Origin of the sequence: Labrenzia sp. R5_0, assembly GCF_017743835.1 — a bacterium.
Taxonomy (GTDB): Bacteria; Pseudomonadota; Alphaproteobacteria; order Rhizobiales; family Stappiaceae; genus Roseibium; species Roseibium algicola.
Window position 1 is genome coordinate 509,495 of sequence record NZ_JAGHRK010000004.1, and the last position, 22,638, is coordinate 532,132.

The window sequence follows — 22,638 nt, forward strand, 5'->3', positions numbered from 1 at the left end:
GCAGTTCCCTTGACCGCAGGATGCTCTAGCTTTTTGGCTTGGGGTATCGCTTGACTCCCTTCGGGAACCCCGCGTTCACGCCGGGAATTTTCAGCGTGCTGGTGTCCCACCCGTTGGCTTTCAGCGCGCCCGGCAGCCAGAACCCAACCGAGTTTGACAGCAGCTGGTCACCGTTGATCAGCGAATACTTGAGCCGCATCATGAAGGCATCGATGTCATCCGCCGAGGTCAACGGGTAATCTCCGGGGATTTGCTTCGATAACACCGTTTCAATGTCGTCGACGTTGTAGAACGCATTCCGCGCGATCTGGGTGCGATTGTAGACACCCAGCCAAGCGGTCTGCGAATAAAAACCGTAAGTCGCAGCATTGAGATCACTGGTAAACACTTCAAGCGGGCATTGTGTTATCACCGAAACATTCGTGCAGGGGGCCACCGCATAGGGCATGATCAGGATGTTCTCTGCCCCGATCTTGCCGTCGCTCAAGACAGGCAGGGCCGCCGCAAGCTGGTTGGTCGACAAGGTCAGCCCCGCCCCATAATTGGTGCCGATGGGCATGTGCACCACAACACGGGCGTCAGCCCAGTTGATTGTGTCGGTGTTGTTGGCGATCATCATTTGCAACTCCTGGACACTGTTGAGTGCCGCCAGCATGAAGGTGCCGATCATCACGTTGTTGAACGGCACTTCATAGCGTTTGTCACCGCCATTGTAGAAATCTTCCGCGACCGACTTGGCGTCAAAATTCTTCACCTTCCCGGCACGGACACGTTGGACATAATCCAACGCCATCCACATCCCATAGGTCATCATGGCGTTGATCTCGTCCGGACGTTCCTTCCAGGAGGGCGCCTCCAGCTTGCTGATCCAGTCAGGGTTAAGCTTCAGCTGCGATGCAGCATGGGCGATGCGGGTCTCGAGGTCCGACAACAGCTTGTCAAAGAGCGGAGAGTTGTCTGCCTTCAGCGCCGCAAGATAGGCCAGGGCGGGGCCAATGTGCGACAGCGCCGTCGCCTGCACGAAACCTGTGGCCGGGTCGTTGCGGGTGAGCACATGGTCCAGCAGCTTGCCAGCGGAGGCCTGTTTGCCGTCATAAACAAATACACCGTAGCCATTCACGATGACCAAGGGACCATCGGAGGCAATAGGGCCTGACCCGCCGTTCTTGGCCACCACCTGGGCCAGCGCCCAGCCGATGCTGGGGTTGTCTGCACTGCCTTGGCTTCGGGGGAAGATGTTGAAAAGGCAGGTGAACGTCGAATCCACGCTTGGCGGGGCGGCACAAGGATCGGTGCTTTGCGCCCTGAGCGGCAGGGCCAGGCCAAGGATCAAAACGAGAGCGAGCACGGGAACCGAATACAGACGCATATCAAAACCCCTTTGGCTGACTATGCGCGCAATCATACACACTCAAGATTGAGTTGGCATGGGAAGACCACACAAAGTTGTCTCCAGAGTATGGTAAACCCAGTCGTTCCCTTATGTTGACTTCACATCAGGCTTGCTTGCGTTCTGACCCTAGGTCCGCTTTGTCCAGCTCTGCTGCCGTTCGTACACGTCGCGACGAATGTCCGGTTCCCGTGCAACGAATGGCGGTTTTCAGGGCCGGGGAAGTCGCAGTTTCTTACTTGTTTCAGATTTTCAAGGCAGGTCCGAACCCCGAAGGCTCTGCTGGACCAAGGGGTTCGGCTTAATCTTTTACGCTACGCCCACATTTAGGTGTGGGACTGGGGTCAATCGCCCGGGTTTTTTGCTGGCCGGTGGCTTCAGCCTTCCAGCTTGCGCGCCTCATCGGGCAGCATGATCGGGATGCCGTTGCGGATCGGGTAGGCAAGCTTGGCGGTGCGCGAAATCAGCTCCTTGGCATCCGCGTCATATTCCAGCGTGGTCTTGGTCACGGGGCAGACCAGCAGTTCCAGCAGCTTGCGGTCAACCGGGCGTTCGGTCGGTTCTGTCATCTGGGAGTGTCTTTCAGGTTGGTGCGCCATGTTCGGAGCACTCACTGCAAGGTGGTGCCGCCGTCATTCTGCGAGCGGGCAATGTCCATTTCGGTGATGGCAATCAGGGTTTCGGCACGGGTCTTCAGGTCGCGGGCTTCCAGAAGGGCCTGCTTTTCCTGCGGGCCGTAGGGGCACATCATGCACAGGGCGTTGACCAGCACCTCGGTTTCGGCTTCCGACACGCTTTGCCAGTCGGCTTCCAGGTTGTTGGCGTCCAGATAGTCGCGCAAGGTTCTCAGAAGGCTCGTCCGGTCGACTTCCTCCTCGCCCTGTCCGCACTTGAGGTCATGTGCAAAGGCGGAGAAATCGCACTCGATCTGGCGGAACCTGCTGTAGTCCTCGAGCTCGCGCCCAACGGCAAACCTGGTGATGCCCTGCAGCGTGATCAGGTATCGCCCGTCGCCGGTTTCCTGAAAGCTGGTGAGCCTTCCGACGCAGCCGACGCTGGCAAGAGCCGGATTGTCCGGATCGTCCGAATGACGGTCGGGTGAAGGCTGCACCATGCCGATCAGGCGGTTGCCGGCCAATGCGGCATCCACCATGTCGATATAGCGCTGCTCGAAGATGTTCAGCGGCAGCTGTGTGCGAGGCAACAGCAACGCACCGGCAAGCGGAAACACGGGCAGGACCGGCGGCAGATCCGCAATGGTCTCGTAAATGGCATTTCCCGCCTGCATTCCAATGCCTTCTTTGTTTTCGTTATCGCAGCATGACTGCCAGCTTCGTGCTGTTTCCTAAATGTGTGTCAGTTGCGGCGGTCGTCAAGAAAACAGCACGGAGGAAAGCTTGCGACGGCCGTAGGCGCTGGCCGGATCCTTGAAGCCCCAGGCTTCGAAGAATTGCAGCAGCTGCTTGCGCGCGCCGTCCTCGTTCCACTCGCGGTCGCGGCGAACGATCTCGATCAGTTCGTCGACTGCGCCTTCCTTGTTGCCCTTGCCGTTGAGGCCAAGAGCCAGGTCGAAGCGGGCCTGCAGATCAAGCGGATCCTTGGCAATGCGATCCTGAAGCTCGGCAAGGTCGCCGAGGGATGCTGCCTGTTCGGCCAGTTCCAACGCGGCCTTGGCGGCCACATAGGCTTCGTCGGAGTGTTTTTCTTCCGGAACCAGTTCCAATGCCTGCTTGGCCCGTTCCAGATCGTCGGCACCGATATAGCACTGTGCCAGGCCGGCAATCGCGGTCACGTTGTCCGGTTCCATCTGCATCACGGCGCCGAAAAGCTGGGCAGCCTGACCATAATCCTTGGCCAGCAGAAGCTCTGCGCCCTGCTCCAGGAAGGTGTCGGTCTGACTGACCGGGGCAGGGCCGGCAACGCGCTCGATAAATGCCTGGATCTGGCTTTCCGGCTGTGCGCCCATGAAACCGTCCACCGGCTGGCCATCCTTGAAGGCCACCACGGCCGGGATCGACTGGATACCCATCTGGCCGGCAATTTCCGGGTGGTCGTCAATGTTCATCTTGGCCAGCTTTACGCGGCCGCCGGCGGCTTTCACCGCAGCTTCGATGATCGGTGTCAGCTGCTTGCACGGACCGCACCAGGGCGCCCAGAAATCAACCAGAACCGGTTGCTGGCGGGAAGCTTCCATGACATCGGCCATGAAGGTCTGCGTCGTCACGTCGAAGATGAGGTCGCCTGCAGGGGTGTCGCCACCACCGTTGCCGCCGCCCATGCTGCCACCGCCCATTTGGCCGCCATAACCGCCACCCATGCTGGCGCCAAAGCCGCCGCCGACCTGGCCGCCGATGCTGTAATTGCCGTTGCTCATGTGCCGCCTCGAATTTTCCTGCCGGTGCCTGGGGCCTGCCGGCTCAAAGTGAATGCCGTTGAAGGGTTGATTTGGCCCATAACATGGAGCCACTGCGCGCGAAATACAAACGCCTTCGCCTGCCGAAAGTGGGTGACCGTTACAGGCCGGCTGCCTTGGCCTCTTCGCTGACCGCCAGAACCTGCGCCGTGTGGCCGCAAGCAGAGGCGAATTTCAGAAGGTCGGCTGCGGAGATCGCCGTCGTCGCGTTGTTCTTCAACGGGTGATAATTCAGTACTTCATGTTGCATCATGGCTGCGTCGAACACGGGCGTGACCCTTTGAGCTTCACGGTCGTTGATCAGCGAGAAGGGGGTCACCGAACCCGGTTCCACGCCCAGCACCTCCATCAGAAGATCGGCATTGCCGAAAGATACGCGCCCTTGAGCGCCGATGATCTGATGCACTTTCTTCAGGTCGATTTCCGCGTCGTGCAGGGCAACGATCAGAAACAGCCGTCCCTTCTTGTCCTTCACGAACAGGTTCTTGGTGTGGCCACCGGGAATGCGGTCATGCAGGTCGCCGGACTCGGCAACTGTAAAGACGGGCTCGTGATCCACCGTCGTGACAGGGATCCCGAGTTCCTCGAAATAGGCCAGTAGGTCGTCGCGTGTCGCCGGCATGGGTTTTCCTGAGAATTTTGAGAGCTTTTGCGCTGTCTAACGCGATTTGGCTGCCGGCCACAAGAGGTGAAGGGTAGAAAAAGCGGCAGAAATCTGCGATTTTCCGGCTTTGATTTCACAGGAAATCCACAAATCGACGGCTAAAAAAATTTCTTCAATTTCGGTGTTGCAATCCGTCTCAGCATAGTTCATATACTGCGCCACCGACGCCGAGGCGGTCACCGCCACGGACCAGGGACGCTATGCGGGCGTAGCTCAGGGGTAGAGCACAACCTTGCCAAGGTTGGGGTCGTGGGTTCGAATCCCATCGCCCGCTCCAATTCGACCGAAGGGTCCGGAAAACCAGCATTCGAAAGAATGCTGGTTTTTTTGTTTCTTGATCCTCAATGAATTTCCGTGCAGCCGTCAGATCATCGGACCTGCGACCCGGATCCGCTAAAAATCGAACGAAAAGCTCAATCGGAACTAAATCATATTCTCCCTAGTATGTTGATGTTGTCGAAAACAAATTCGATGTGACATGAGCAAGATCTTGCGCAACATGCGAGTGGCCGACCGCAACACGGCAGACGAAAAAGCTTTGCGGCTTAAAAATCGGTTCCGTGAAGTGTCGTCCAAAAGCTTTCGGGGTCGTTCTTCGGAGGCTTTCAGAGCCTGGACCCCCTTGTTGGCAATGGCATTTGTTCTGGCGTTTCTTTCGCTCACATATTGGGCTCTGCCATTCTTCAGTCCCTGGTCCCGAAGCGTTACCTTGCTGCATCTTGCATCTGCTCCGAATTGCGTTGCAGCACGTTCAGTTGGCTTGGCACCGGCAAATCGTGGCGAACCTGGGTATTGGCCGAAACACGATGCTGACAATGACGGGATCGCTTGTGAACCATGGCCGCGTTAGATGTCGAGGCAGTTCAAGGTTTTTTGGGGCTTGCTGTCATAGTCAAATTCAGTCCCTGTCGCGGCAAAAGTCCATGTTTTTCGGCAGTATTTCAAGGTTCGTCTAAACATTGATACAAACCCGGCTCCCAACCTGAACGAAGTTGCAGGGGCCAGGGAGTAATGTCAGCGAGCATTATGCGGAGAAGCCGGATACCGGTTGTCTCCGTCTTTTGCTTTGCCTCAAGTACCCAACTTGGCTGCAGTGGAACCATTCGGTTCCGCTGCAGTTCCAGTGCCTGCCAGCGCTTGACGTCTCGTGCCGATCCATCCAGATCCTGCCTGGCACACCCGAAGCTTTTCAGGCCCAACGGGACACGTCCGGACCCGGCTGTCAGGCACGTCTGGTTGCGTTTCAAAAAAATGATATCTCCGCGGTCAATAGTTCCGCGCCTTCTGCCGGGCCGTGTTACCGTGCCCGCGTGCCGCTTGCAGTCGGGGGGAAGGCATTGAACGCATTGAAGGAACATCCGGTTTTCGGTTTTGTCGACTGGTGCCTGCGTGGCATCGGGCAGGTCGTGTTTCAGAACAATCCGGTCTCGGGTCTGATCATCCTGGGCGCGCTTTTCTTCAATTCGCCGATCTATGGCGCCATTGCCGTTTTCGGAGTGATCATCTCCACCGCGACGGCGGTTCTGCTGCAGGCGGACAAGGGGCTGATCCGCGACGGGCTGTTCGGCTTCAACGGAGCGCTTGTCGCGCTGGCGTTGATTGCGTTTACAAGCGAGGATTTTCACTACGGCGCTGTTCCGTCCGTTTATCTGGCGGTCTATATCGCGTTCGGTTCCGCCATGACGGCCATGGTCTTCACCAGTCTTGCAAACCTGGTTGGCCCGCATAGGGTCGCGCCGCTGACAATGCCGTTCGTGCTGGTCGGCTGGCTGTTCCTGTTTGCCGTCCTGAAGTTCCACAGCATCGATGCCGGCCCGCTCGCCAAGCCTGTCTCGCCCACCCAGTATGACGGCACGGTCCAGTACACGCTGGCGACCTGGTACAAGGGCATCGGCAACGCCATCGGCCAGATCTTCTTTCAGGACAACTGGATCAGCGGATATCTGATCGTGCTCGGCATTGCGGTGAATTCACGGGTCAGTGCGATCATGGCGCTGCTCGGGGCCAATGTGGCGGCCTTTGTCGCCGTTGTTTACGGCGCGCCGGAAGGGGCGATCAGTGACGGTCTCTTCGGGTATAATGCCGCCCTGACGGCGATCGCGCTCGGGGGCTTCTTCCTGGTGCTGACGCCTGCGTCTGCCCTCTACACGCTGTTTGGCGTTGTTGTGTCGACCTGGCTCTGGGCGTCCGTCGCGATCTTTCTGGAGCCCATCGGCATGCCGGTGCTCACCTCGACCTTCGTGATCGTGACCTGGCTGATGCTGATCGGCGTCAACGGATTTGCAGCCCTTGTTCCGGTTGCACCGGCTGACGCCGTCACGCCAGAGGCCAACCGCAGGCGTTATCTCAAGGCGTTGCGGGAAGGTTGAGCCGGCAGACAGGTCAGGCTCCATGCAGGCCGAGAAGGTTGGGCTTGGATAGCCCGTACCTCCGACCAGCCTGTCGTCCTTCTCCAGCCTCTCCAGTTTCTTGATGCTGCCTATTTGTGGCTCTCCGATCCCGAAAATTCGCGTCGCTGTGTCCGGGATGACGATCGAGAGGGAAGCGTGTGAGCGGGGCTTTATTGAGCGGCTCCGCTCACATTTCTCATGACGTCAGCCTCAGACTTTCAGAAAACAGCCGTTCTCCGTGTGGGAGCGTTCGGCAAGGTCGAGGGCGACCTGAAGCCGGGCGCCGTGGTCGAAATCCGGGTCGGCCGGAGCCCCGGTCAGGATAGCGGCGGCAAACCGCTGGTAGACTGTCGGAACAGTGCCAACCTCGATGTCAGTCCAGGTCGCAGAAGAAAGATCTTCGCCCTGGCAGATGCGCAGGCCTTCGATGCCCTTTTCGAAACGCACTTCCAGGCCGCCCTTGTCGCCATAAAGGCGCAGGCGCAGGTCGTTCAGATGGCCGGAGGCAAACCTGGTGGCGCTGATCGTGCCGAGCGCGCCGTTTTCCAGCTCGGCCTGCAAGGTGGCGCTGTCGTTGGCGTCGAGCGTGTATTCGCCGATCCTGCCGCCCTCTGCCTTGTCGAAGGTCTTCAGCCGGCAGGAAAGTTCGCTCACCGGGCTACCGGCGGCGAAGATGACGAAGTCGAGGATATGGATGCCGACATCGCCGAGAACGCCCTTGGAACCGTGCGCGGTCGACAGGCGCCAGAGCCATTGGCTCTCGGTCTTCCAGTCCCCCCACGCCGGCTGCGTCAGCCAGCTTTGCAGGTAGGAAGCCTCGAAGTGACGAAGCGCACCGATGGCACCACCCGCAACCAGTTCGGCGGCCTTTTGCAGCACGGCAACATTGCGATAGCTCAGGTTGACCATGCCGATCAGCTTCTTCGCGCGGGCGAGATCCGCCATCTCCCGGGCGTCGGCAGCGTTGGTCGCCAGCGGCTTTTCACAGAGGACGTGCTTGCCCGCGGTCATCAGGGCCATCGTGGTCGGATGGTGCGCCGCGTCCGGCGTCACGATGGCCGCAGCGTCAAAATCGCCCCAGGCAATTGCCTCTTCCAGCGTTGCGAAGCGGTTCGGAATGGCGAAGGTGTCGCAGAACTGGGTGAGCACGTCCGGGCGCTGGTCGACGCCGCCGACGATTTCAACGCCGTCGATCCTTGAAAAGGCATCCGCATGGGTACGCGCCATATTGCCGGTGCCGACTATCAGGATCCGGAGAGGGTGTGCAGCAGAGGTCACGGGGATCTTCCTCAGCGTTTGAGGGCAGGACGGACCGGCGAAAGTCTGCCGGTCCGGAAGGGAAAGTGGATCAGCGGAAACCTTCTTCGCCGTCGGCGTGCAGCTTCGGGCCGCGTTCCTCGATCTTTTCGGGAGCCGCTTCCACCGGAACATTGGGCGCAATGTTCGGATCGGCGATCCGGGCCATCGGGTTGAACGCCCATTTGACGCCGTTCTTCAGCACCGTCTGCACATGTGTATTGTGATATGTCGGATAGGTTTCGTGCCCCGGGCGGAAGTAGAAGACGTTGCCCGCGCCGCGCTTGTAGGTGAGGCCCGAGCGGAAAACCTCGCCGCCCTGGAACCAGCTGATGAAGACCGTCTCCAGCGGTTCCGGCACACCGAAGGGCTCACCGTACATTTCTTCCATCTCCAGCTCGAAGCTGTCGGGAAGACCGGTGGTGATCGGATGGTTGCGGCTGGTCACCCACAGGCGCTCGCGCTCCCCGGCCTCGCGCCAGGTGAGATTGCACGGGCTGCCCATCAGGCGTTTGAACGGCTTGGCGAAATGGGCCGAATGCAGAAACACCATGCCCATGCCGGACCAGACGGCGTCGCAGACGCGCTCCACCACTTCGTCGGAAACGTCGCCATGGGCGGCGTGACCCCACCACAACAGCACATCCGTTTCGGCAAGGCGTTCCTTCGTCAAGCCGTGTTCGGGTTCCTGCAAGGTGGCGGTGGTGGCGGTGATTTCGGGATCGGTGTTCAGCGTATCGGCAATGCACTGATGCATGCCGTCCGGATAGACACCCGCGACGATCTTGTTGTGCTGTTCATGGACGTTTTCGCCCCAGACCACGGCTCTGATCGGCATTTCAGCCTCTCCCGTTCTTCAGATGTTGGCAGAATTGTTGGCGAGCTAAGGATAGAAAGCGCTTTCTTTTGAAAAGTTCCTCCAAAGCGCTTTGGATAGCGCTAGCACCGAGGTTTTGTGCTGTCAATCGGAGGGGCTGTAATATTCGATCACAGTTCTCGCCGGTTGCTCCCCGGCAGGTACGCTCTGCGTCGTCGACAGATGTCCGTCGTTCAGGGCGGGGCCTCAGGGGTGGACACTGCCGAGGCAAAGAAGGAGCCGATCGGAACGAGAAGCCTGGGGCTGTGACCCACCGCCGCATTTCCAGTCAGGTCAGGTCATGAAAACATACCATATGTTATGGTTTGTTTTGGAGGAGTGGTGAAATGAATGGTCTATTGCTTGCAGCCGCGGGTCTTTCGGCTGCAGTCTGCCTGCTGCATACATTCGCAGGGGGGCGGACGATCGCCGTACCGTTGCTGAAAGCGTCGGATCTCCACCCGGTGCCGAAATATGTCGCCTATTACTGCTGGCATATCGTGACAATCGTTCTGGCAATGATTGCCGTCATGTTTGCTATCGCTGGTGTGCGGTCTGAAAGCCTCGATCTCGGCTTGGTAGCGACCGTGTTGACAGCTTCTTTCTGTCTGCTGGGCCTTGCGGTGCCACCTCTGAAGAAGCAGAAATACAGCCAGATGCCGCAGGGCTGGCTGTTTCTGCCGATTGTCCTGCTGGGTGGTCTTGGTATTCTGGGTGGAGTGAGTTGACCTGAGGAAGCGTTTCGGAAAATCGGACTGGCTTGATCTCGGTCTGACACAGCTTGCAAAGGATGGGCCGGCGGGACTGACCATCGAGGCTCTCTGCACCGCAGCAGACCGCACGCGCGGCTCGTTCTATCACCATTTTCAGGATCACGGGGCTTTCGTCGAAGCCTTGATGCTTGCCTGGAAACAGCGGCACACGCTCGACATTGCTGAACAGACACTGGCCGAAAAGGGGGATCTGCGGGCGCGGAAGCTGTCGGATCTCGCCAATCGTCTGGACCACCGACTGGAGCAGGCCGTGCGCCAATTCGCGCAATCAGACCTTCGGGCGCAGGAGATCGTCCGGGACGTCGATGATTTGCGAACCGGGTTTGTCGCGCGGCTCTACGAAGCTGGAGGGATGGAGCCTGCGCTTGCAGCAGATGTTGCTAAAATCGAATACGCGGCTTTTGTCGGCAGCCAGATTGTCTGGCCGGATATGCCGGCAGATGAGCGTGTTGCCCTCGATCGGCGCTTTGCGCAGCTGGTTGCAATGGCGACAGAAACAGGGTCGAGAAAGTAATCCTCGACCGGAGAGCCATAAAAAAATCCGGGCGCTCCTAGCGCGCCCGGGGTAATGCGGAGGCTGTTGGTGCCTCAGTAGCCGGCGGAAAGCGCGCCGGGGCGCCGCGGGTCGGAAGCTCCCGCCAGAACACCGTCAACGAGCATGATCGACTGGGTCGACCCCATGGCGTTCTTGACTTCCACCTTGTGCCCACGGGCTTCCAGCAAGCGGATCGTGTCCGGAGAAAGACCTTCCTCGATGCGGATTTCATCCGGCAGCCACTGATTGTGGATGCGCGGAGCAGCTGTCGCCTCGGCGATGTTCATGCCGTGATCGACGACGTTGAGGATGATCTGCAGCGTGGTGGTGATGATACGGCTGCCGCCGGGCGAACCGGTGGCAAGGAACAGCTTGCCGTCCTTGAACACCAACGTCGGGCTCATGGACGAAAGTGGCCGCTTGCCGCCTTCAACCGCGTTGGCCGTTCCGCCGATGAGGCCATAGGCGTTGGGCACGCCGGGCTTTGCGGAAAAGTCGTCCAGTTCATTGTTGAGCAAGACCCCCGTACCGTCGGCGGTCAGGCCGACGCCGTAGGAGAAGTTCAGCGTGTAGGTGTTGGAGACCGCATTGCCGTCCTTGTCGACAACGGAATAATGCGTGGTCTGGTTGCTTTCATAGGGGAAAGGATCGCCGGGCTTCACCTCTTCGGAAGGCGTTGCCACATCCATCTTGATGGATTTCACCAGTTCAGCGGCATAAGCCGGATCGGTCAAACCCTTTACCGGAACATCGACAAAATCCGGGTCGCCCAGATACTTGGAACGGTCCGCGTAGGCGCGCCGCATGGTTTCGGCCATCACGTGGATGCTGTCGGCGGAATTCGGACCATATTCGGCAAGCGGATAGCCCTGCAGCATGTTGAGGATCTGCACGATGTGCACGCCGCCGGAAGACGGTGGGGGCATCGATGCGATTTCGTAGCCGTGGTAGCTGCCCACGACGGGGTTCCGCCAGATCGGTTTATATCCGGCCAGGTCTTCCGTGGTCATGCCGCCTCCGGAGGCAGTTACTTTCTGTGCGATCTTTTCGGCAACTTCACCGGTGTAGAACCCGGCTGCCCCCTTGTCGGCGATCAGTTTCAGCGTTGCGGCAAGATCCGTCTGCTTGAGTGTCTCGCCCGGTACAAACGGCAGGCCGCCGGTCTTGTAGAAGATCGCGGCGGTGGCCGGGTCCTGAAGAAGGCGTTTTGCGGATGCGGTCAGCGATGCCGCGAGATCCGGTGTCACTTCGATGCCATTTTCCGCAAGGCCAATGGCAGGTGCGACCAGCTCTGCCCAGGTCAGCTTGCCGCTGCCGTGTTTTTCAAAGGCCTCGGCAAAGCCGGCGACCGTGCCCGGCACACCGACAGCAAGACCGGAAAAGCGGGATTTCTGGTTATCGGGTTCACCGTCTTCTCCCAGGAACATATCCTTGAAGGCTGCGGCAGGTGCCATTTCCCGATAGTCGAGCGCCTTGGTGTCGCCGCTGTCCGCTAGGTGGATCATCATGAAACCACCGCCCCCCAGGTTGCCGGCGCGCGGCAGCGTGACGGCAAGCGCGAAGCCGGTGGCTATGGCGGCATCGACTGCGTTGCCACCTTTCTTCAGGATGTCGACACCGACGCGGCTTGCGACGGCTTCCTGGCTGGCAACCATGCCGTTCTGCGCCGTTTCAGGCTGGAAGCGGTCTTTCAGCGAATAGATCGGCGAATCCTGCGCAGCGAGAGGTGCCGCGATGCCGACAACAAGGGCGGTCGCCAGGGAAACCGCGGCAAAGCTGGATTTGAAAAGATGTTTCATGTGTCTCTCCGGTCGCCTGGATGGCGGGAGTTGGCAAGTGGAGGGCAGGACGCGCAACGGGCGTGGCGCTCTGTCCGACAACTTTAAGTCGTTCTTGATTCAGCGCAAGGCTAGATGATCAGATAGGCTGCAGTCTTGAAGGGACAAGCTGCACGTGGGCCAGAACGCGACTGGTTGAAGGAGGATTCATGAGCAAGGCAATTGCCGTTTCGAAACCGCGTCTCCATTCGGGTGTGCGATCATTCCTGGGTGGGGCCACTCTTATGGCCGTCGCCGCCCTCTCCGGTACGAGTGCAGCTGAGGCGGGCGATGCTGCTGCCGGCAAAGCGCTGGCGCTGCAATGGTGCTCTGCCTGCCACCTCGTGTCCGAAGACCAGGATCGCGCCTCCAGCGCGTCGCTGCCAAGCTTTTACGACATTGCGAAGGATCCCGGCTGGACGGAAGAAAAACTTGCGACCTTCCTTGCCGATCCCCATCCGCAAATGCCGAACATGACCCTCGGCAACATCGAAATCGCCAATCTCGCCAGCTACATCGAATCCCTGGCGCCCTGAGGTTCTTCGCTACACTAGACCTCGTTGCAAGGGGTGGGGCACGAAGCTCGTCCTTCGAGACTGCGCACTCGTGCCTCGTCAGGACGTGGTCTAGGGGCACCGCAAGATTTGCCACTGGCCCCTTAAAACTCGAACTCGGCCAGCATCGCGGCGTGGAAGGATCCGGCATAGGCGTCTTCATCCGCGTCGAAGACTTCATCCGGAAGACCGACATTGAACACCTTGAAGTCAACCGTTCGGTGGGCGACGGATGCGCTGGCCAGAATGTGGTCCAGAGCCTGTCCCTTGCCCTTGTGAATGACGGTCTGGCGCTTTTCCGGCGGCAATGAAGCGTCCAGCTGGTAGAGGCGGCGCGCGGCAAGTTGCGGCGAACAGGTGTCGTCCGGGTCGGCGCGCAGCAGCCTCAAGGTTCCGGTTTCCCCGGTCGCGTTGAAATCACCCGCCAGGACGATCTGGCTATCCTTGTTTGCATCGAAAAGGTCTTCCACCGCAAGGCGCAGTTCGAGTGCCTGGGCGGTCTGTTTCAACACTGATAGCTGATACCCTTCCGCCCATGCGGAAACGGATGTCCACGTGCGGTCCTCTGCCTTGCCGCCGCGTATCATCGCGGCGATTGGCGCCCGCAAATGTACGCAGAAGACGTGCAGGGGGCGGCCGGTGCCGATGTCGATTTCCACCTGCAGAACGGGCCTGTCGAACAGGATCGTCTGCGGGCTGCGATAGGCCGGTACAGCGGTTTTGGGCTGCCAGTGAGGCGGGTGGGCATGTGCCTGGTAAAGACTTAAGCACCTGGTTATCGGAAAGCGCGAGAGAACCACCAGGTTATGGCGGTCGCCGGGACCTTTCCCCGAAGGTCGTTCGCTGGTTGCCCGGTGAAATTTCTCGTACGGCGTTCCCTCCAAAAGAAGTTCCAGCGCCTGGAACTGCCGTGCTGAGACACCTTTCCGTTTCTGCGCGTTGACTTCCTGCAGACAAAGGATGTCGGCCTCAAGCTCCAGAATCTTTGGCCGAAGCGCGTCCAGCCGAGGTGTCAGTGCGTCCGGATCGTGCCGGTCCGCACCAAAGGATTCCATGTTGAAAGTGGCAAGTCTCATTCAGCAGGCCCGAAGCTGGAAAGCGTACCTGAAACCATAGCCGCGCATCGGGCCAAGTGGTAGAGAGCGCAGATGCAGGAATGAGCCAACCAAAGACGGGGAGAGGCAAATGAGCGGAGAGGGATGCCCCTGTGGCAGCGGCAAGGGGTTCGATCTGTGCTGTGAACCTTATCTTGCCGGAAAGGCCCTGCCCGAAACCGCAGAGGCCTTGATGCGCTCGCGTTACAGTGCTTACGTCCGGCAACTCATTCCGTATCTGAAGGAAACGCTCTGGCCGAAGTATCAGCCGAGTTTCGATGCGCAAGGCACCGCGCGCTGGGCGGCGGAAAGCCACTGGACGGGCCTCAATGTGTTGGCCACCGACAAGGGCGGGCCTGCCGACAGGGACGGCACCGTTCTTTTCGAGGCAAAATACCTGTCCGGCGGCAAGCTTCACGTGCACCGCGAACTGAGCCGTTTTCGCAAGAAAAGCGGTCGCTGGTATTACGTGGAGGCCGTGCCGGAATAGGTCGGCTGGCTGTCTTCATTTTTGACTTTGAAAAAAATCGTCCGGTCCCTGCGATTGGCGGCGGGAGCAGGGACCGGACCAATTTGCAGATAGAAGGGGAGGCAGCCCTCAACATCCGCAACAAGGAGATCGGGAAAGCCCGCGGCAGGGTCAGCCGAGGGTGGTCGACAGGGTCGAATCGAATCTCGTTCTCTATTTGTTCTCATTAGCATGATTCCCGGTGCCGATGTCAAGCAGGGAAGCTGTCTTCATGGATGTTCGAACGCTGAGAACGGAATTGGCAGGATAGAAGGTAAAATCAACGTCTTGACCAACTTTCCATCGTCCTCACACATCTGTGAAACGTTGCTGGCTGCGTTTGACTGATCGCCATAGAATATTAAGTCACTCATGTCACAAATACGGAAGAGTACTCATAAGGGACCCCTACGTGCGTTTTTCCGCCAACTCCTGGACCAAGCGTTTGCAAGGCATCGCCTCGCCTCTGGGATTGGGGAAAGGTGCTGATCAGATCCTGGAGTTCCTGAAGGGAAGTGGAAGCGAACGGCACGCTGCGGGCCGGATGGCGGTATCGACCTTTGCGGTGCGGATCGCCGGTGCAGCGCTCGCCTATCTGTCGCAAATCGTGCTCGCGCGCCTGTTGGGGGCGCATGACTATGGCCTCTATTCGGTTGCCTGGACTTTCGTGATCGTTCTGGGTGTCATGGCCTGCGGCGGCTTTTCCACCTCTGCCAGCAGGTTCATCCCGCAATATCTGCAGAACCGGGATATGGCGCGCCTGCGCGGGTTCTTGCGAACGAGCCGGCAAATGGCGTTTTTTCTCGGGGGAGCTGCGGCGGTGATCGGAATCGGCTGTCTCGCCCTGTTTCGCCCGCTTATTGATACGTCCTATTTCCAGCCCTTGTCGGTCGTCCTGCTGGCGCTGCCCTTCTTTGCCTTCGGACTGGTGCAGGACGGTATCGCGCGCAGCTACGACTGGTCGTCGCTGGCAATGCTGCCAACCTATATCTGGCGGCCGCTGGCGATCCTGTTCCTGCTCGTCGGTGCCGTTCTGGCCGGGTTTCGGCCCGATGCGCTGACAGCTGCCATCGTGGCCGTCGTGGCAACCGCGCTGGTCGCGCTTTACCAGTTTGTGCATCTTCGCAGGCGGCTGGGCCCACGCGTTCCGAAGGGGCCATACAAGGTCGAGTTCAGATCCTGGCTGGCGGTATCCATGCCGATGCTGATGGTCGACGGTTTTCTGCAGCTGATCACCAGTGCTGACGTGATCATGGTGAGTTTCTTTCAGGATCCGGACGAGGTTGCGGTCTATTTCGCTGCATCCAGAACCCTGGCGCTGGTGCATTTTGTCTATTTCGCCGTAAGGGCCGCCTCGGCGCATCGCTTCTCCAGCTACACCCACAATCAGGATCTTTCGGGGCTTGCCGGTTACATGCGGCAGGCAACTCTCTGGACCTTCTGGCCGTCTGTGGCCGCGGGCGTTGGGTTGCTTCTGATCGCGCCGCTTCTGCTTGCTCTTTTCGGCAGCGACTTTGAAAGCGGCTACGAGCTGATCGCCCTCCTGATGATCGGCGTGCTTGCGCGCGCATCCGTCGGTCCGGCCGACGCGCTTCTGACGATGACAGGGCACCAGAACACCTGCGCCGGCATTTATGCCGGGACATTTGTTCTCAATGTCGTCCTCAATCTTGTTCTGATCCCGCTGCTCGGCCTTGCCGGAGCGGCCATTGCCACAAGTCTTGCGATCCTTTTTGAGGCCACTGCCCTTGCGGTTGTGGCAAAACGGAAGCTCAATATCACGACGTTCGTTTTGCCCTTGCTTTTCGCCAGGAACCGTCCGGTTGACCAATGATACGCTCTCTTCCGTGCAGCTCGAGGTCTTGTCCCTCGATCCGTTGAGCGCCGCCATACCGCTTGAGGACTGGCAGACGCTTTGTGCGGCTGCCCTCAGTCCGAACCCTTTCTTTGGTCCGGATTTCCTTCGTCCTTTTCTGGAAAAGATGAGCAAACAGGCGGTACGACTTGTCGTGGTCCGGGAGCGGCCGGGTGGCCGCTGGCTGGTGGCGGCCCCCGTCGGCCGACGTCGTTTTGGATTGGCCGTTGCGGTCAACACCACCTGGGCAAGCGAATACGCGCCGCTCGGAACACCGCTGATCCACCCGGACGCAAGTGCCGAGGCAATCGCCGCATTCATCAATGCCGCCAGAGAGCCCGGGAATGCGCTCGCTATCCCCTATCTGCCGCTTCATTCTCAGTCGGCAACGCGCTTGAGGGCGGTGGGCGCGGGAAAGAAGTCGGTTCTGGCGAAGTCCTTCCGGGCGAGCCACGGCGCCGGAGCGACAGGCAAGTCACAACTTGCCGAGGCTGACAGCGGCAAGAGGCGCAAGGAAATGCGCCGGCTGATGCGCCGGATGGGTGACCACGGCAAGACCTCCTTCCGCAGTCTGTCCGGATCTGATGCCATTGCCGGGTTCGAAGCCTTTCTGGAGCTCGAGGCCTCCGGCTGGAAGGGCCGGTCCGGAACCGCGCTGGGCAGTCAGTCCGGGACGGCGGACTTTGCCCGCACGGCCGTCGCCAATCTGGCAAGTCGAAACGGGGTCCGGATCGATCAGCTCTGGTCAGGACAGACACTGGTTGCCGCCCTGGTGCTGTTTCAGCAGTCCGGCAAGGTGTATTCCTGGAAGATCGCCTTTGACGAGGAGTTTGCCCGCTATTCTCCCGGAGCCCAGATCGCGCTGCAGGCCTTGAAGATCAATCTTGCCATTCCTGGCTTCAGGGGAGCGGATTCCCTGGCCATTCCCGGGCATTCGATGATCGAGCCCTTGTGGCGAGGCCGGCTGGAAACCGGCACGATGCTTTTTGCCGATGGCCTGAAGCGGTCGATGTGCAAGACGGACCTGAAGCTTGAACAAGCCCTGCGCCGAGCCGCACGGACGCTGAGAAAGCGCCTGCGCGCCTGAAACAGGCGAAGCTAGCCTTCAACGCTCTCCAGGTCCCGCAATTTCCTGCGAATGATCTTGCCGGTGGTGGTCATGGGCAACGAGGTGACGAATTCGATTTCCCGCGGATATTCATGCGCCGACAGACGTTCGCGGACGAAAGTGCGGATATCGTTTTCCAGAGCCGCGCTTTTTTCCGTGCCCGGCTTCAGGACGATGAAGGCCTTGACGATTTCCGTGCGCAGCGGATCCGGTTTGCCGACAGCCGCGGCAAGCGCGATCGACGGATGCTTCAGCAGGCAATCCTCGATCTCGCCTGGGCCGATCCGGTAGCTTGCCGAGGTGATGATGTCGTCGTCGCGGCCAACGAAATGGACGTAGCCGTCCTCGTCCATCAGGCCCTGGTCGCCGGTGATCATCCAGTCTCCGATGAACTTCTCCCGCGTCGCCTCCGGCTTGTTCCAGTATTCCAGGAACATTACCGGGTCCGGCCGGCGGATGGCGATCTGGCCGAGGGTTTCTGCCGGCAGCTCATTGCCTTCATCGTCGATGATCGCAACCTGATGGCCAGGCGTTGCCTTGCCGATGGCGCCAGAGCGGCTGACGCCAAGGGCGGCCGCAGAACCAAGCACCGCGTTACATTCCGTCTGGCCATAGAATTCATTGACGTTGAAGCCGAATTCCGCAGCGAACCAGTCATAGGTTTCCCTGCCGAGGGATTCTCCGGCAGAGCCGACGCTGCGCCAGGTGAGGTCGAAGCGCTCGGCCGGACGCTCCACAGCGCGCAGCATCTTCAAAGCCGTCGGTGGAATGAAGGCATTGCGGATCTTCTGTCTTTCAAGCAGATGTAAGGCGAATTCCGGGTCGAACTTGCGAGACGCGTGGCAGACCACCGGCACACCGAGAGACAGAGCCGGAAACAGCGCATTCAGCAAGCCGCCTGCCCAGGCCCAGTCTGCGGGCGTCCAGAGCAAGTCGCCTTCACGGCCGAGGAAATTCTGCGAAAGCTCGATGCCGGGCATATGGCCGAGCAGCACCCGGTGGCCATGCAACACGCCCTTGGGCTGCCCCGTGGTGCCGGATGTGTAGATCATCAAAGCCGGATCGTCGGGTGTGGTCGCAAGGGTCCGGTAGGTGTCGGACGCCTTGTCCAGCAGATCGTCAAATCCGAACACGCCGGTTTCCGGTCCGTCGACCGAGATCACCAGGTCGAGGCCGGGCAGGTCGGACCGGATTTCCGCTAGTTTTGCCAGGCCGGCCGTGTCAGTCACCAGAACGCGGGCGCCGGAATCTGAGAGCCGGTAGCGCAGCGCCTCCAGTCCGAACAGGGCTGCCAGAGGCACTGCAATTGCGCCGGTCTTGTAGGCTGCCAGATGTGCGATGGCGGTTTGTGGGATCTGCGGCAGAAGCAGGGCAACCCGGTCGCCACGGTTGAGCCCGAGGCCTTCAAGGGCGTTGGCAAGGCGATTGGCCGCCCGGTTCAGCGCAAGATGGCTCCAGTCCCGGCAGGAACCGTTCTCGAGAACCTGACGGATCGCGAGGCGCTCCGGGTCTCTCGCAGCCCATTCATCGCTGACGGCTGCGGCCATGTTGTAGGTTGCGGGCCGAGGCCAGCGGAATGTCTCTCTCAGCGCGTCGTAGTTGCCAGTAGGCTGCAGCATTTCAGAGCGTCCGGTGCTTCAATTTTGAGCAGCGGAGTGTAGGGCGGTCATTGCTGCAGCGCAATAGAGCCGAAATCCATCCTTTGAAAGCAGCGATGAAATCCTTAACCGGGCTTCTGAAACACGCCGGCAAGTGTGGCTGTAATAAAATCTTATACTGTCATTATTCCTTATAAATTATCGATTGTCCGAGTGGGTCAGCCATGCGCGATGGTCCTGAAATCGTTAACGCCCGCCTGCGTGAAACAGGGGCATAACGCCACCATTCCGGTTGGCCTTTGACTGCGATTTTGTGGTGAGAAAATCAGCATCCGGTAGCAACGTATTCACTAATAAATGCGAGATTTCCTTAACTTATGAGGATCAAAATCCCGCCAGGATAAAAAATAGTCCGGCTGGGGACCTGTAGATCCATGAAGATGTTTGGGCAGTCCGCGCTCGCTCGTGTCGGCGCGCTTTCCGTGAAACTGAAAATCCTTTCTCTAAGCCTTCTGACCGCAATCGGCATGTTGACGATCGGCGGGGTGTTCTGGTGGAGCCAGAACGAGGTGGCCGGAGCCTTCAACAAGCTTGATCAAAGCGCGGGACTGGCTCGCAGCGTCGCTGATCTTTCAGATATTGCGAACGGCATGCGCAACATCGGCAAGGGCTACCTGGCGCGGCCGGAGGAAAAGGATCACGAACTTTTCGAGGCCAAGCTCAGTGAGGCGCATGGGGTTCTGGATGACATCTCCGCCAAGCCTGTTGCCGCAGCCTTCAATGCGGAGATCGCAGACGTTCGCGACACGCTTGACGGTGCGTCGGGTGCCTTTTCGTCGCTCAATACAGTTCAGCGGGAAATCGGCTTCAATTCCGAAACAGGCCTTCGAGCAACTCTCAGCGAAAACGCCGACGAGGTGCTGAAGCGCCTGAAGAAGGAAATGCGCTTCGGTGGCGGTCCGGACTTCGAGAAGATGGTCACCACCATGCTCGATGTTCAGTTGTCGGAAAAGAAATTCATTCTCGACCGCAACGACGTTGCCCTCGGCAACTTCGAGGTGGCATTCGGTCGGTATGAGCGCCTCTTGAAGAAGGCTTATCTGCCGAACGAGATCAAGGAAGACGTTGGCACCAAGATGGCGATCTACCGGGAAGCGTTTGACGCCTATACGGCGGCTGTCGCCGAAAAGGACAAGTCGATCGAACTTCTGGAAACGCTGTTCGATCTCGTGCCGCCACGCCTGGAAGCGCTCAACAACGCCGCGCGCGACGCCGAACTGGCAGCCGAGCAGGATCTTGAAACCGTCCGGGCCTACTCGACCCTCGCCGTCGTCAGCGTGATCGCCGCTTTCCTGGTATCCGGCGTCCTGGCCGGAATGCTCATCGGCCGGTCGATCGCCAATCCGCTTTCGCGTCTCCAGAACGCCATGGAAGAACTGGCGTCCGGGCATGTGGACGTCAATCTGCCGGCCGCCAAAGGCAGTGTCGAAATCGCCGCCATGGCGCGCACCGTTTCCGTTTTCCAGGATAACGCTGTCGAACGGCAGCGCCTCGCGGCCGCATCGGAAGAAGAAAACGCGCAGCGCGACGCCCGTGTGGCCCGTCTTGAATCACTGATCGCCAATTTCGAGGCAACGGTCGGGCAAGCTCTGGAAAGTCTCGACCGGTCTACCTCTGACCTGACGCAGACCTCTGCCGCCGTCGAAGCCGCGGCGGACGATGTTGCCCAGCAGGCGGACCGGGCCGGCAACGCCGTGCGCGTGGCTGCTGAAAACGTCAACTCGGCCGCATCGGCCAGCGAGGAACTGGCGGCGTCAATCAACGAGATCTCCAACCAGGCGTCAAACTCCACGACGGTGGCCAAGAAGGCGGTTGCCAGCGCGGAAGGCACGTCCCAGACCATGGGGCAACTGTCCCGCGCGGCCGACCGGATCGGCGAAGTCATGGGGCTGATCCGCGATATTGCCAATCAGACCAATCTCCTGGCGCTCAACGCTACCATCGAGGCTGCCCGGGCAGGCGAGGCCGGCAAGGGCTTTGCGGTCGTGGCCGCCGAAGTGAAGCAGCTTGCGGACCAGACCTCGCGTGCGACAGAAGATATCTCCAGCCAGGTGGAAGCAATCCAGATGTCGTCCAGCCATGCGCTTGAAGCGATCGATGAGGTGACCGGTATCATTTCCGAAATGGAAGGCCTGGCCTCGGCCGTGGCATCGGCCGTCATCCAGCAGGATGCCGCGGTTCAATCCATCGCCAAGAACGTGGTCGATGCCTCGACCCGCTCGCATGAAGGGGCCGAATGCATGACCGCGGTCGGTTCTGCCACCGAACACGCCCGGGCAACCGGCGGCGAGGTCGAGATCCTGGCAACGTCGCTGTCCGAACAGGCAGCCCTTATCCGCAGCGAGATCTCCAACTTCCTTTCCGGTGTTCGCGCGGCCTGACCGCGCGACATCACGACGAACAAGGCCAGCCTTCCGCCAGGAAGGCTGGTTTTTTGTCTTTCGCGAGGTTGTGGCTGCGGAAAGAATTACTTCTTCGCAAGGGGATGTGCACTTTCCACCAGTTCGCGCAGGCGCTCGTCCAGGACGTGGGTGTAGATCTGCGTCGTGGAAATGTCCGCATGGCCCAGCAACTGCTGCACCACTCTGAGGTCGGCACCGTTCTGCAGCAGGTGGGAAGCGAATGCGTGGCGCAGCACGTGCGGGGAAATCTTGCCGGCATCGAGACCGGCGGCGACGGCAAGGTCCTTCAGGTCTCGTGCAAAATGCTGGCGCGTCAGGTGTCCGCTGTCGCCATGGGAGGGAAACAGCCACGGGCTTTTTTCGTATGCCCCTTCGGCAGCACGCAGACCGACGTAGTCCTTCATGGCAGCCTGGGCAGCGCGGGACAGCGGCACCAGCCGCTCCTTGCCGCCCTTGCCCCTGATTTCGATCAGGCGGGCGTCCCGGAGCGCAGCGGTAACCGGCAGGGCAACCAGTTCCGAAACGCGCAGGCCGGTCGCATAAAGCACTTCGATAAGTGTGTACATGCGCTGCGTACGCAAGCGTGCCGCCGCGCTTTTCTGGGGCTTTTCGGTTTCCGCCCTGGCGGTTTCGATCAGCCTGTCGACGTCTTCCATCGACAGCACCTTGGGCAGGCTCGCGCGTTTTTTCGGGGCGGACAGTGTGCGGGTCGGGTCATCTTCCCGGGAGCCTTCCGCGTAAAGGAACTTGTAGAACTGCTTCAGCGCGGACAAGCGTCTTGCCTGCGAGGTCTCGGCAAATCCGCGCCGGTTGAGATCGCCCAGGTAAGCCGAAATGTCTTCGGATTGCGCTGATGCAAGCATCTTTCGGCCGAGGAAGCCTGAAAAATCCTCCAGGTCGCGGCGGTATCCGGCCAGCGTGTTTTCTGCCGCGCCGCGTTCGGCGGCCAGCATTTCGAGGAAGTTTTCAAGATCGAAACCGGTTGCCATTGCGTATGCCTTCGCAAAGGACCTGAAACTTGTCCCGTTGATAACCCGCCATTTGAAAGCGTGCGCTAGCGGCCGAAGCCGTCTTTCTTCACCCTAACCTCGATTTCCCGTTCACGCGGATCGACAAGGTTGGCCAGGGAGTAGATCGCGCCATAACCGAGCGCGCCGAGCAGCAGCAGCACGAGCAACAGGCGGGTCAGGGTCGGCACGTCGGCTGTCTCCAGGTCAGGGCGTCGGTCCGCTCACGGGCAAGCGAATCGGATAGGCGATTGTTTCAACAAGGCGGGGGCGCATGCAAGGCAAAGCAGCAGTCCGGCAGGCGGAGTTCCCCCGTGT

The 22,638-nt window shown here is 59.8% G+C and carries 21 protein-coding genes, 1 tRNA gene and 1 pseudogene; 11 read left to right on the forward strand and 12 right to left on the reverse strand.

What is annotated here, in order from left to right; genetic code table 11:
* Nucleotides 1–25: 25 nt before the first annotated feature.
* From J7447_RS22320 to J7447_RS22340, 5 genes are all read right to left on the reverse strand, one after another.
* Nucleotides 26–1,369, reverse strand: a complete 1,344-nt coding sequence (locus J7447_RS22320) for a DUF5624 domain-containing protein (protein ID WP_209171001.1) — start codon at nucleotides 1,367–1,369, stop codon at nucleotides 26–28.
* Nucleotides 1,370–1,767: 398 nt separating this feature from the next.
* Nucleotides 1,768–1,959, reverse strand: coding sequence for a Trm112 family protein (locus J7447_RS22325; protein WP_031270137.1), 192 nt, complete (start codon nucleotides 1,957–1,959; stop codon nucleotides 1,768–1,770).
* A 41-nt stretch (nucleotides 1,960–2,000) separates the two neighbouring features.
* On the reverse strand, nucleotides 2,001–2,678 hold the full coding sequence (locus tag J7447_RS22330; protein WP_023002780.1) for an LON peptidase substrate-binding domain-containing protein: 678 nt from the start codon (nucleotides 2,676–2,678) through the stop codon (nucleotides 2,001–2,003).
* Nucleotides 2,679–2,762: 84 nt separating this feature from the next.
* Entirely contained in the window at nucleotides 2,763–3,764 is a 1,002-nt protein-coding gene (gene trxA, locus J7447_RS22335) for a thioredoxin (protein WP_209171002.1), read from the reverse strand.
* A 139-nt stretch (nucleotides 3,765–3,903) separates the two neighbouring features.
* Nucleotides 3,904–4,425 carry a prolyl-tRNA synthetase associated domain-containing protein gene (locus tag J7447_RS22340; protein WP_023002782.1) on the reverse strand — a complete coding sequence of 174 codons (522 nt, stop codon included), beginning with the start codon at nucleotides 4,423–4,425 and terminating at the stop codon, nucleotides 3,904–3,906.
* Between the two features lie 244 nt (nucleotides 4,426–4,669).
* Here J7447_RS22340 and J7447_RS22345 point away from each other — a divergent pair.
* The 3 genes from J7447_RS22345 to J7447_RS22355 all read left to right on the forward strand — a co-directional run bounded on the left by J7447_RS22345 (nucleotide 4,670) and on the right by J7447_RS22355 (nucleotide 6,836).
* Nucleotides 4,670–4,744, forward strand: a tRNA-Gly gene (locus tag J7447_RS22345).
* 354 nt (nucleotides 4,745–5,098) lie between these two features.
* Nucleotides 5,099–5,317 carry an excalibur calcium-binding domain-containing protein gene (locus J7447_RS22350; RefSeq protein ID WP_209171105.1) on the forward strand — a complete coding sequence of 73 codons (219 nt, stop codon included), beginning with the start codon at nucleotides 5,099–5,101 and terminating at the stop codon, nucleotides 5,315–5,317.
* Nucleotides 5,318–5,804: 487 nt separating this feature from the next.
* Nucleotides 5,805–6,836: an urea transporter gene (locus J7447_RS22355; RefSeq protein WP_209171003.1), complete on the forward strand. Its 1,032-nt coding sequence runs from the start codon at nucleotides 5,805–5,807 to the stop codon at nucleotides 6,834–6,836.
* A gap of 231 nt (nucleotides 6,837–7,067) precedes the next feature.
* On the opposite strand, the gene J7447_RS22360 is transcribed toward J7447_RS22355, so the two are convergent.
* Nucleotides 7,068–8,135 carry a Gfo/Idh/MocA family oxidoreductase gene (locus tag J7447_RS22360; RefSeq protein ID WP_353653809.1) on the reverse strand — a complete coding sequence of 356 codons (1,068 nt, stop codon included), beginning with the start codon at nucleotides 8,133–8,135 and terminating at the stop codon, nucleotides 7,068–7,070.
* A gap of 70 nt (nucleotides 8,136–8,205) precedes the next feature.
* Nucleotides 8,206–8,991, reverse strand: a complete 786-nt coding sequence (locus J7447_RS22365) for a ThuA domain-containing protein (RefSeq protein WP_055659853.1) — start codon at nucleotides 8,989–8,991, stop codon at nucleotides 8,206–8,208.
* Nucleotides 8,992–9,356: 365 nt separating this feature from the next.
* Between J7447_RS22365 and J7447_RS22370 the strand changes: the two genes are divergently transcribed.
* The 3 genes and pseudogenes from J7447_RS22370 (at nucleotide 9,357) to J7447_RS22375 (ending at nucleotide 10,296) form a co-directional block, all read left to right on the forward strand.
* Nucleotides 9,357–9,737: a hypothetical protein gene (locus J7447_RS22370; protein WP_055659851.1), complete on the forward strand. Its 381-nt coding sequence runs from the start codon at nucleotides 9,357–9,359 to the stop codon at nucleotides 9,735–9,737.
* Between the two features lie 43 nt (nucleotides 9,738–9,780).
* Nucleotides 9,781–9,894: pseudogene (locus J7447_RS31380) on the forward strand (TetR family transcriptional regulator); the annotation flags it as partial.
* A 12-nt stretch (nucleotides 9,895–9,906) separates the two neighbouring features.
* Nucleotides 9,907–10,296 carry a hypothetical protein gene (locus tag J7447_RS22375; RefSeq protein ID WP_235814940.1) on the forward strand — a complete coding sequence of 130 codons (390 nt, stop codon included), beginning with the start codon at nucleotides 9,907–9,909 and terminating at the stop codon, nucleotides 10,294–10,296.
* Between the two features lie 74 nt (nucleotides 10,297–10,370).
* Here the strand turns inward: J7447_RS22375 and ggt are convergent, their stop codons facing one another.
* Nucleotides 10,371–12,116, reverse strand: coding sequence for a gamma-glutamyltransferase (ggt, locus tag J7447_RS22380; RefSeq protein ID WP_209171005.1), 1,746 nt, complete (start codon nucleotides 12,114–12,116; stop codon nucleotides 10,371–10,373).
* Between the two features lie 188 nt (nucleotides 12,117–12,304).
* Here ggt and J7447_RS22385 point away from each other — a divergent pair, with 188 nt between their 5' ends.
* A complete protein-coding gene (locus J7447_RS22385; protein ID WP_286189434.1) occupies nucleotides 12,305–12,670 on the forward strand; it encodes a c-type cytochrome in 366 nt (121 codons plus the stop codon).
* Nucleotides 12,671–12,792: 122 nt separating this feature from the next.
* Here the strand turns inward: J7447_RS22385 and J7447_RS22390 are convergent, their stop codons facing one another.
* On the reverse strand, nucleotides 12,793–13,764 hold the full coding sequence (locus J7447_RS22390; protein ID WP_209171006.1) for an endonuclease/exonuclease/phosphatase family protein: 972 nt from the start codon (nucleotides 13,762–13,764) through the stop codon (nucleotides 12,793–12,795).
* A 109-nt stretch (nucleotides 13,765–13,873) separates the two neighbouring features.
* Between J7447_RS22390 and J7447_RS22395 the strand changes: the two genes are divergently transcribed.
* From J7447_RS22395 to J7447_RS22405, 3 genes are all read left to right on the forward strand, one after another.
* The gene (locus J7447_RS22395) at nucleotides 13,874–14,272 is read left to right on the forward strand and encodes a YchJ family metal-binding protein (RefSeq protein WP_209171007.1); all 399 of its coding nucleotides are present in this window, start codon (nucleotides 13,874–13,876) and stop codon (nucleotides 14,270–14,272) included.
* A 430-nt stretch (nucleotides 14,273–14,702) separates the two neighbouring features.
* Nucleotides 14,703–16,124, forward strand: a complete 1,422-nt coding sequence (locus J7447_RS22400; RefSeq protein WP_209171008.1) for a lipopolysaccharide biosynthesis protein — start codon at nucleotides 14,703–14,705, stop codon at nucleotides 16,122–16,124.
* Nucleotides 16,114–17,232, forward strand: a complete 1,119-nt coding sequence (locus J7447_RS22405; protein ID WP_209171009.1) for a GNAT family N-acetyltransferase — start codon at nucleotides 16,114–16,116, stop codon at nucleotides 17,230–17,232. The genes J7447_RS22400 and J7447_RS22405 overlap by 11 nt, the downstream gene beginning before the upstream one ends.
* An 11-nt stretch (nucleotides 17,233–17,243) precedes the next feature.
* Here J7447_RS22405 and J7447_RS22410 read toward each other — a convergent pair whose 3' ends face one another.
* Nucleotides 17,244–18,872, reverse strand: a complete 1,629-nt coding sequence (locus tag J7447_RS22410) for an AMP-binding protein (RefSeq protein ID WP_209171010.1) — start codon at nucleotides 18,870–18,872, stop codon at nucleotides 17,244–17,246.
* 413 nt (nucleotides 18,873–19,285) lie between these two features.
* Here J7447_RS22410 and J7447_RS22415 point away from each other — a divergent pair, with 413 nt between their 5' ends.
* A complete protein-coding gene (locus J7447_RS22415) occupies nucleotides 19,286–21,292 on the forward strand; it encodes a methyl-accepting chemotaxis protein (protein WP_209171011.1) in 2,007 nt (668 codons plus the stop codon).
* Nucleotides 21,293–21,378: 86 nt separating this feature from the next.
* On the opposite strand, the gene xerD is transcribed toward J7447_RS22415, so the two are convergent.
* Together xerD and J7447_RS22425 are read right to left on the reverse strand one after the other, a co-directional pair.
* On the reverse strand, nucleotides 21,379–22,302 hold the full coding sequence (xerD, locus tag J7447_RS22420; protein WP_055659832.1) for a site-specific tyrosine recombinase XerD: 924 nt from the start codon (nucleotides 22,300–22,302) through the stop codon (nucleotides 21,379–21,381).
* Nucleotides 22,303–22,367: 65 nt separating this feature from the next.
* A complete protein-coding gene (locus J7447_RS22425; protein WP_167579543.1) occupies nucleotides 22,368–22,511 on the reverse strand; it encodes a hypothetical protein in 144 nt (47 codons plus the stop codon).
* Nucleotides 22,512–22,638 lie beyond the last annotated feature (127 nt).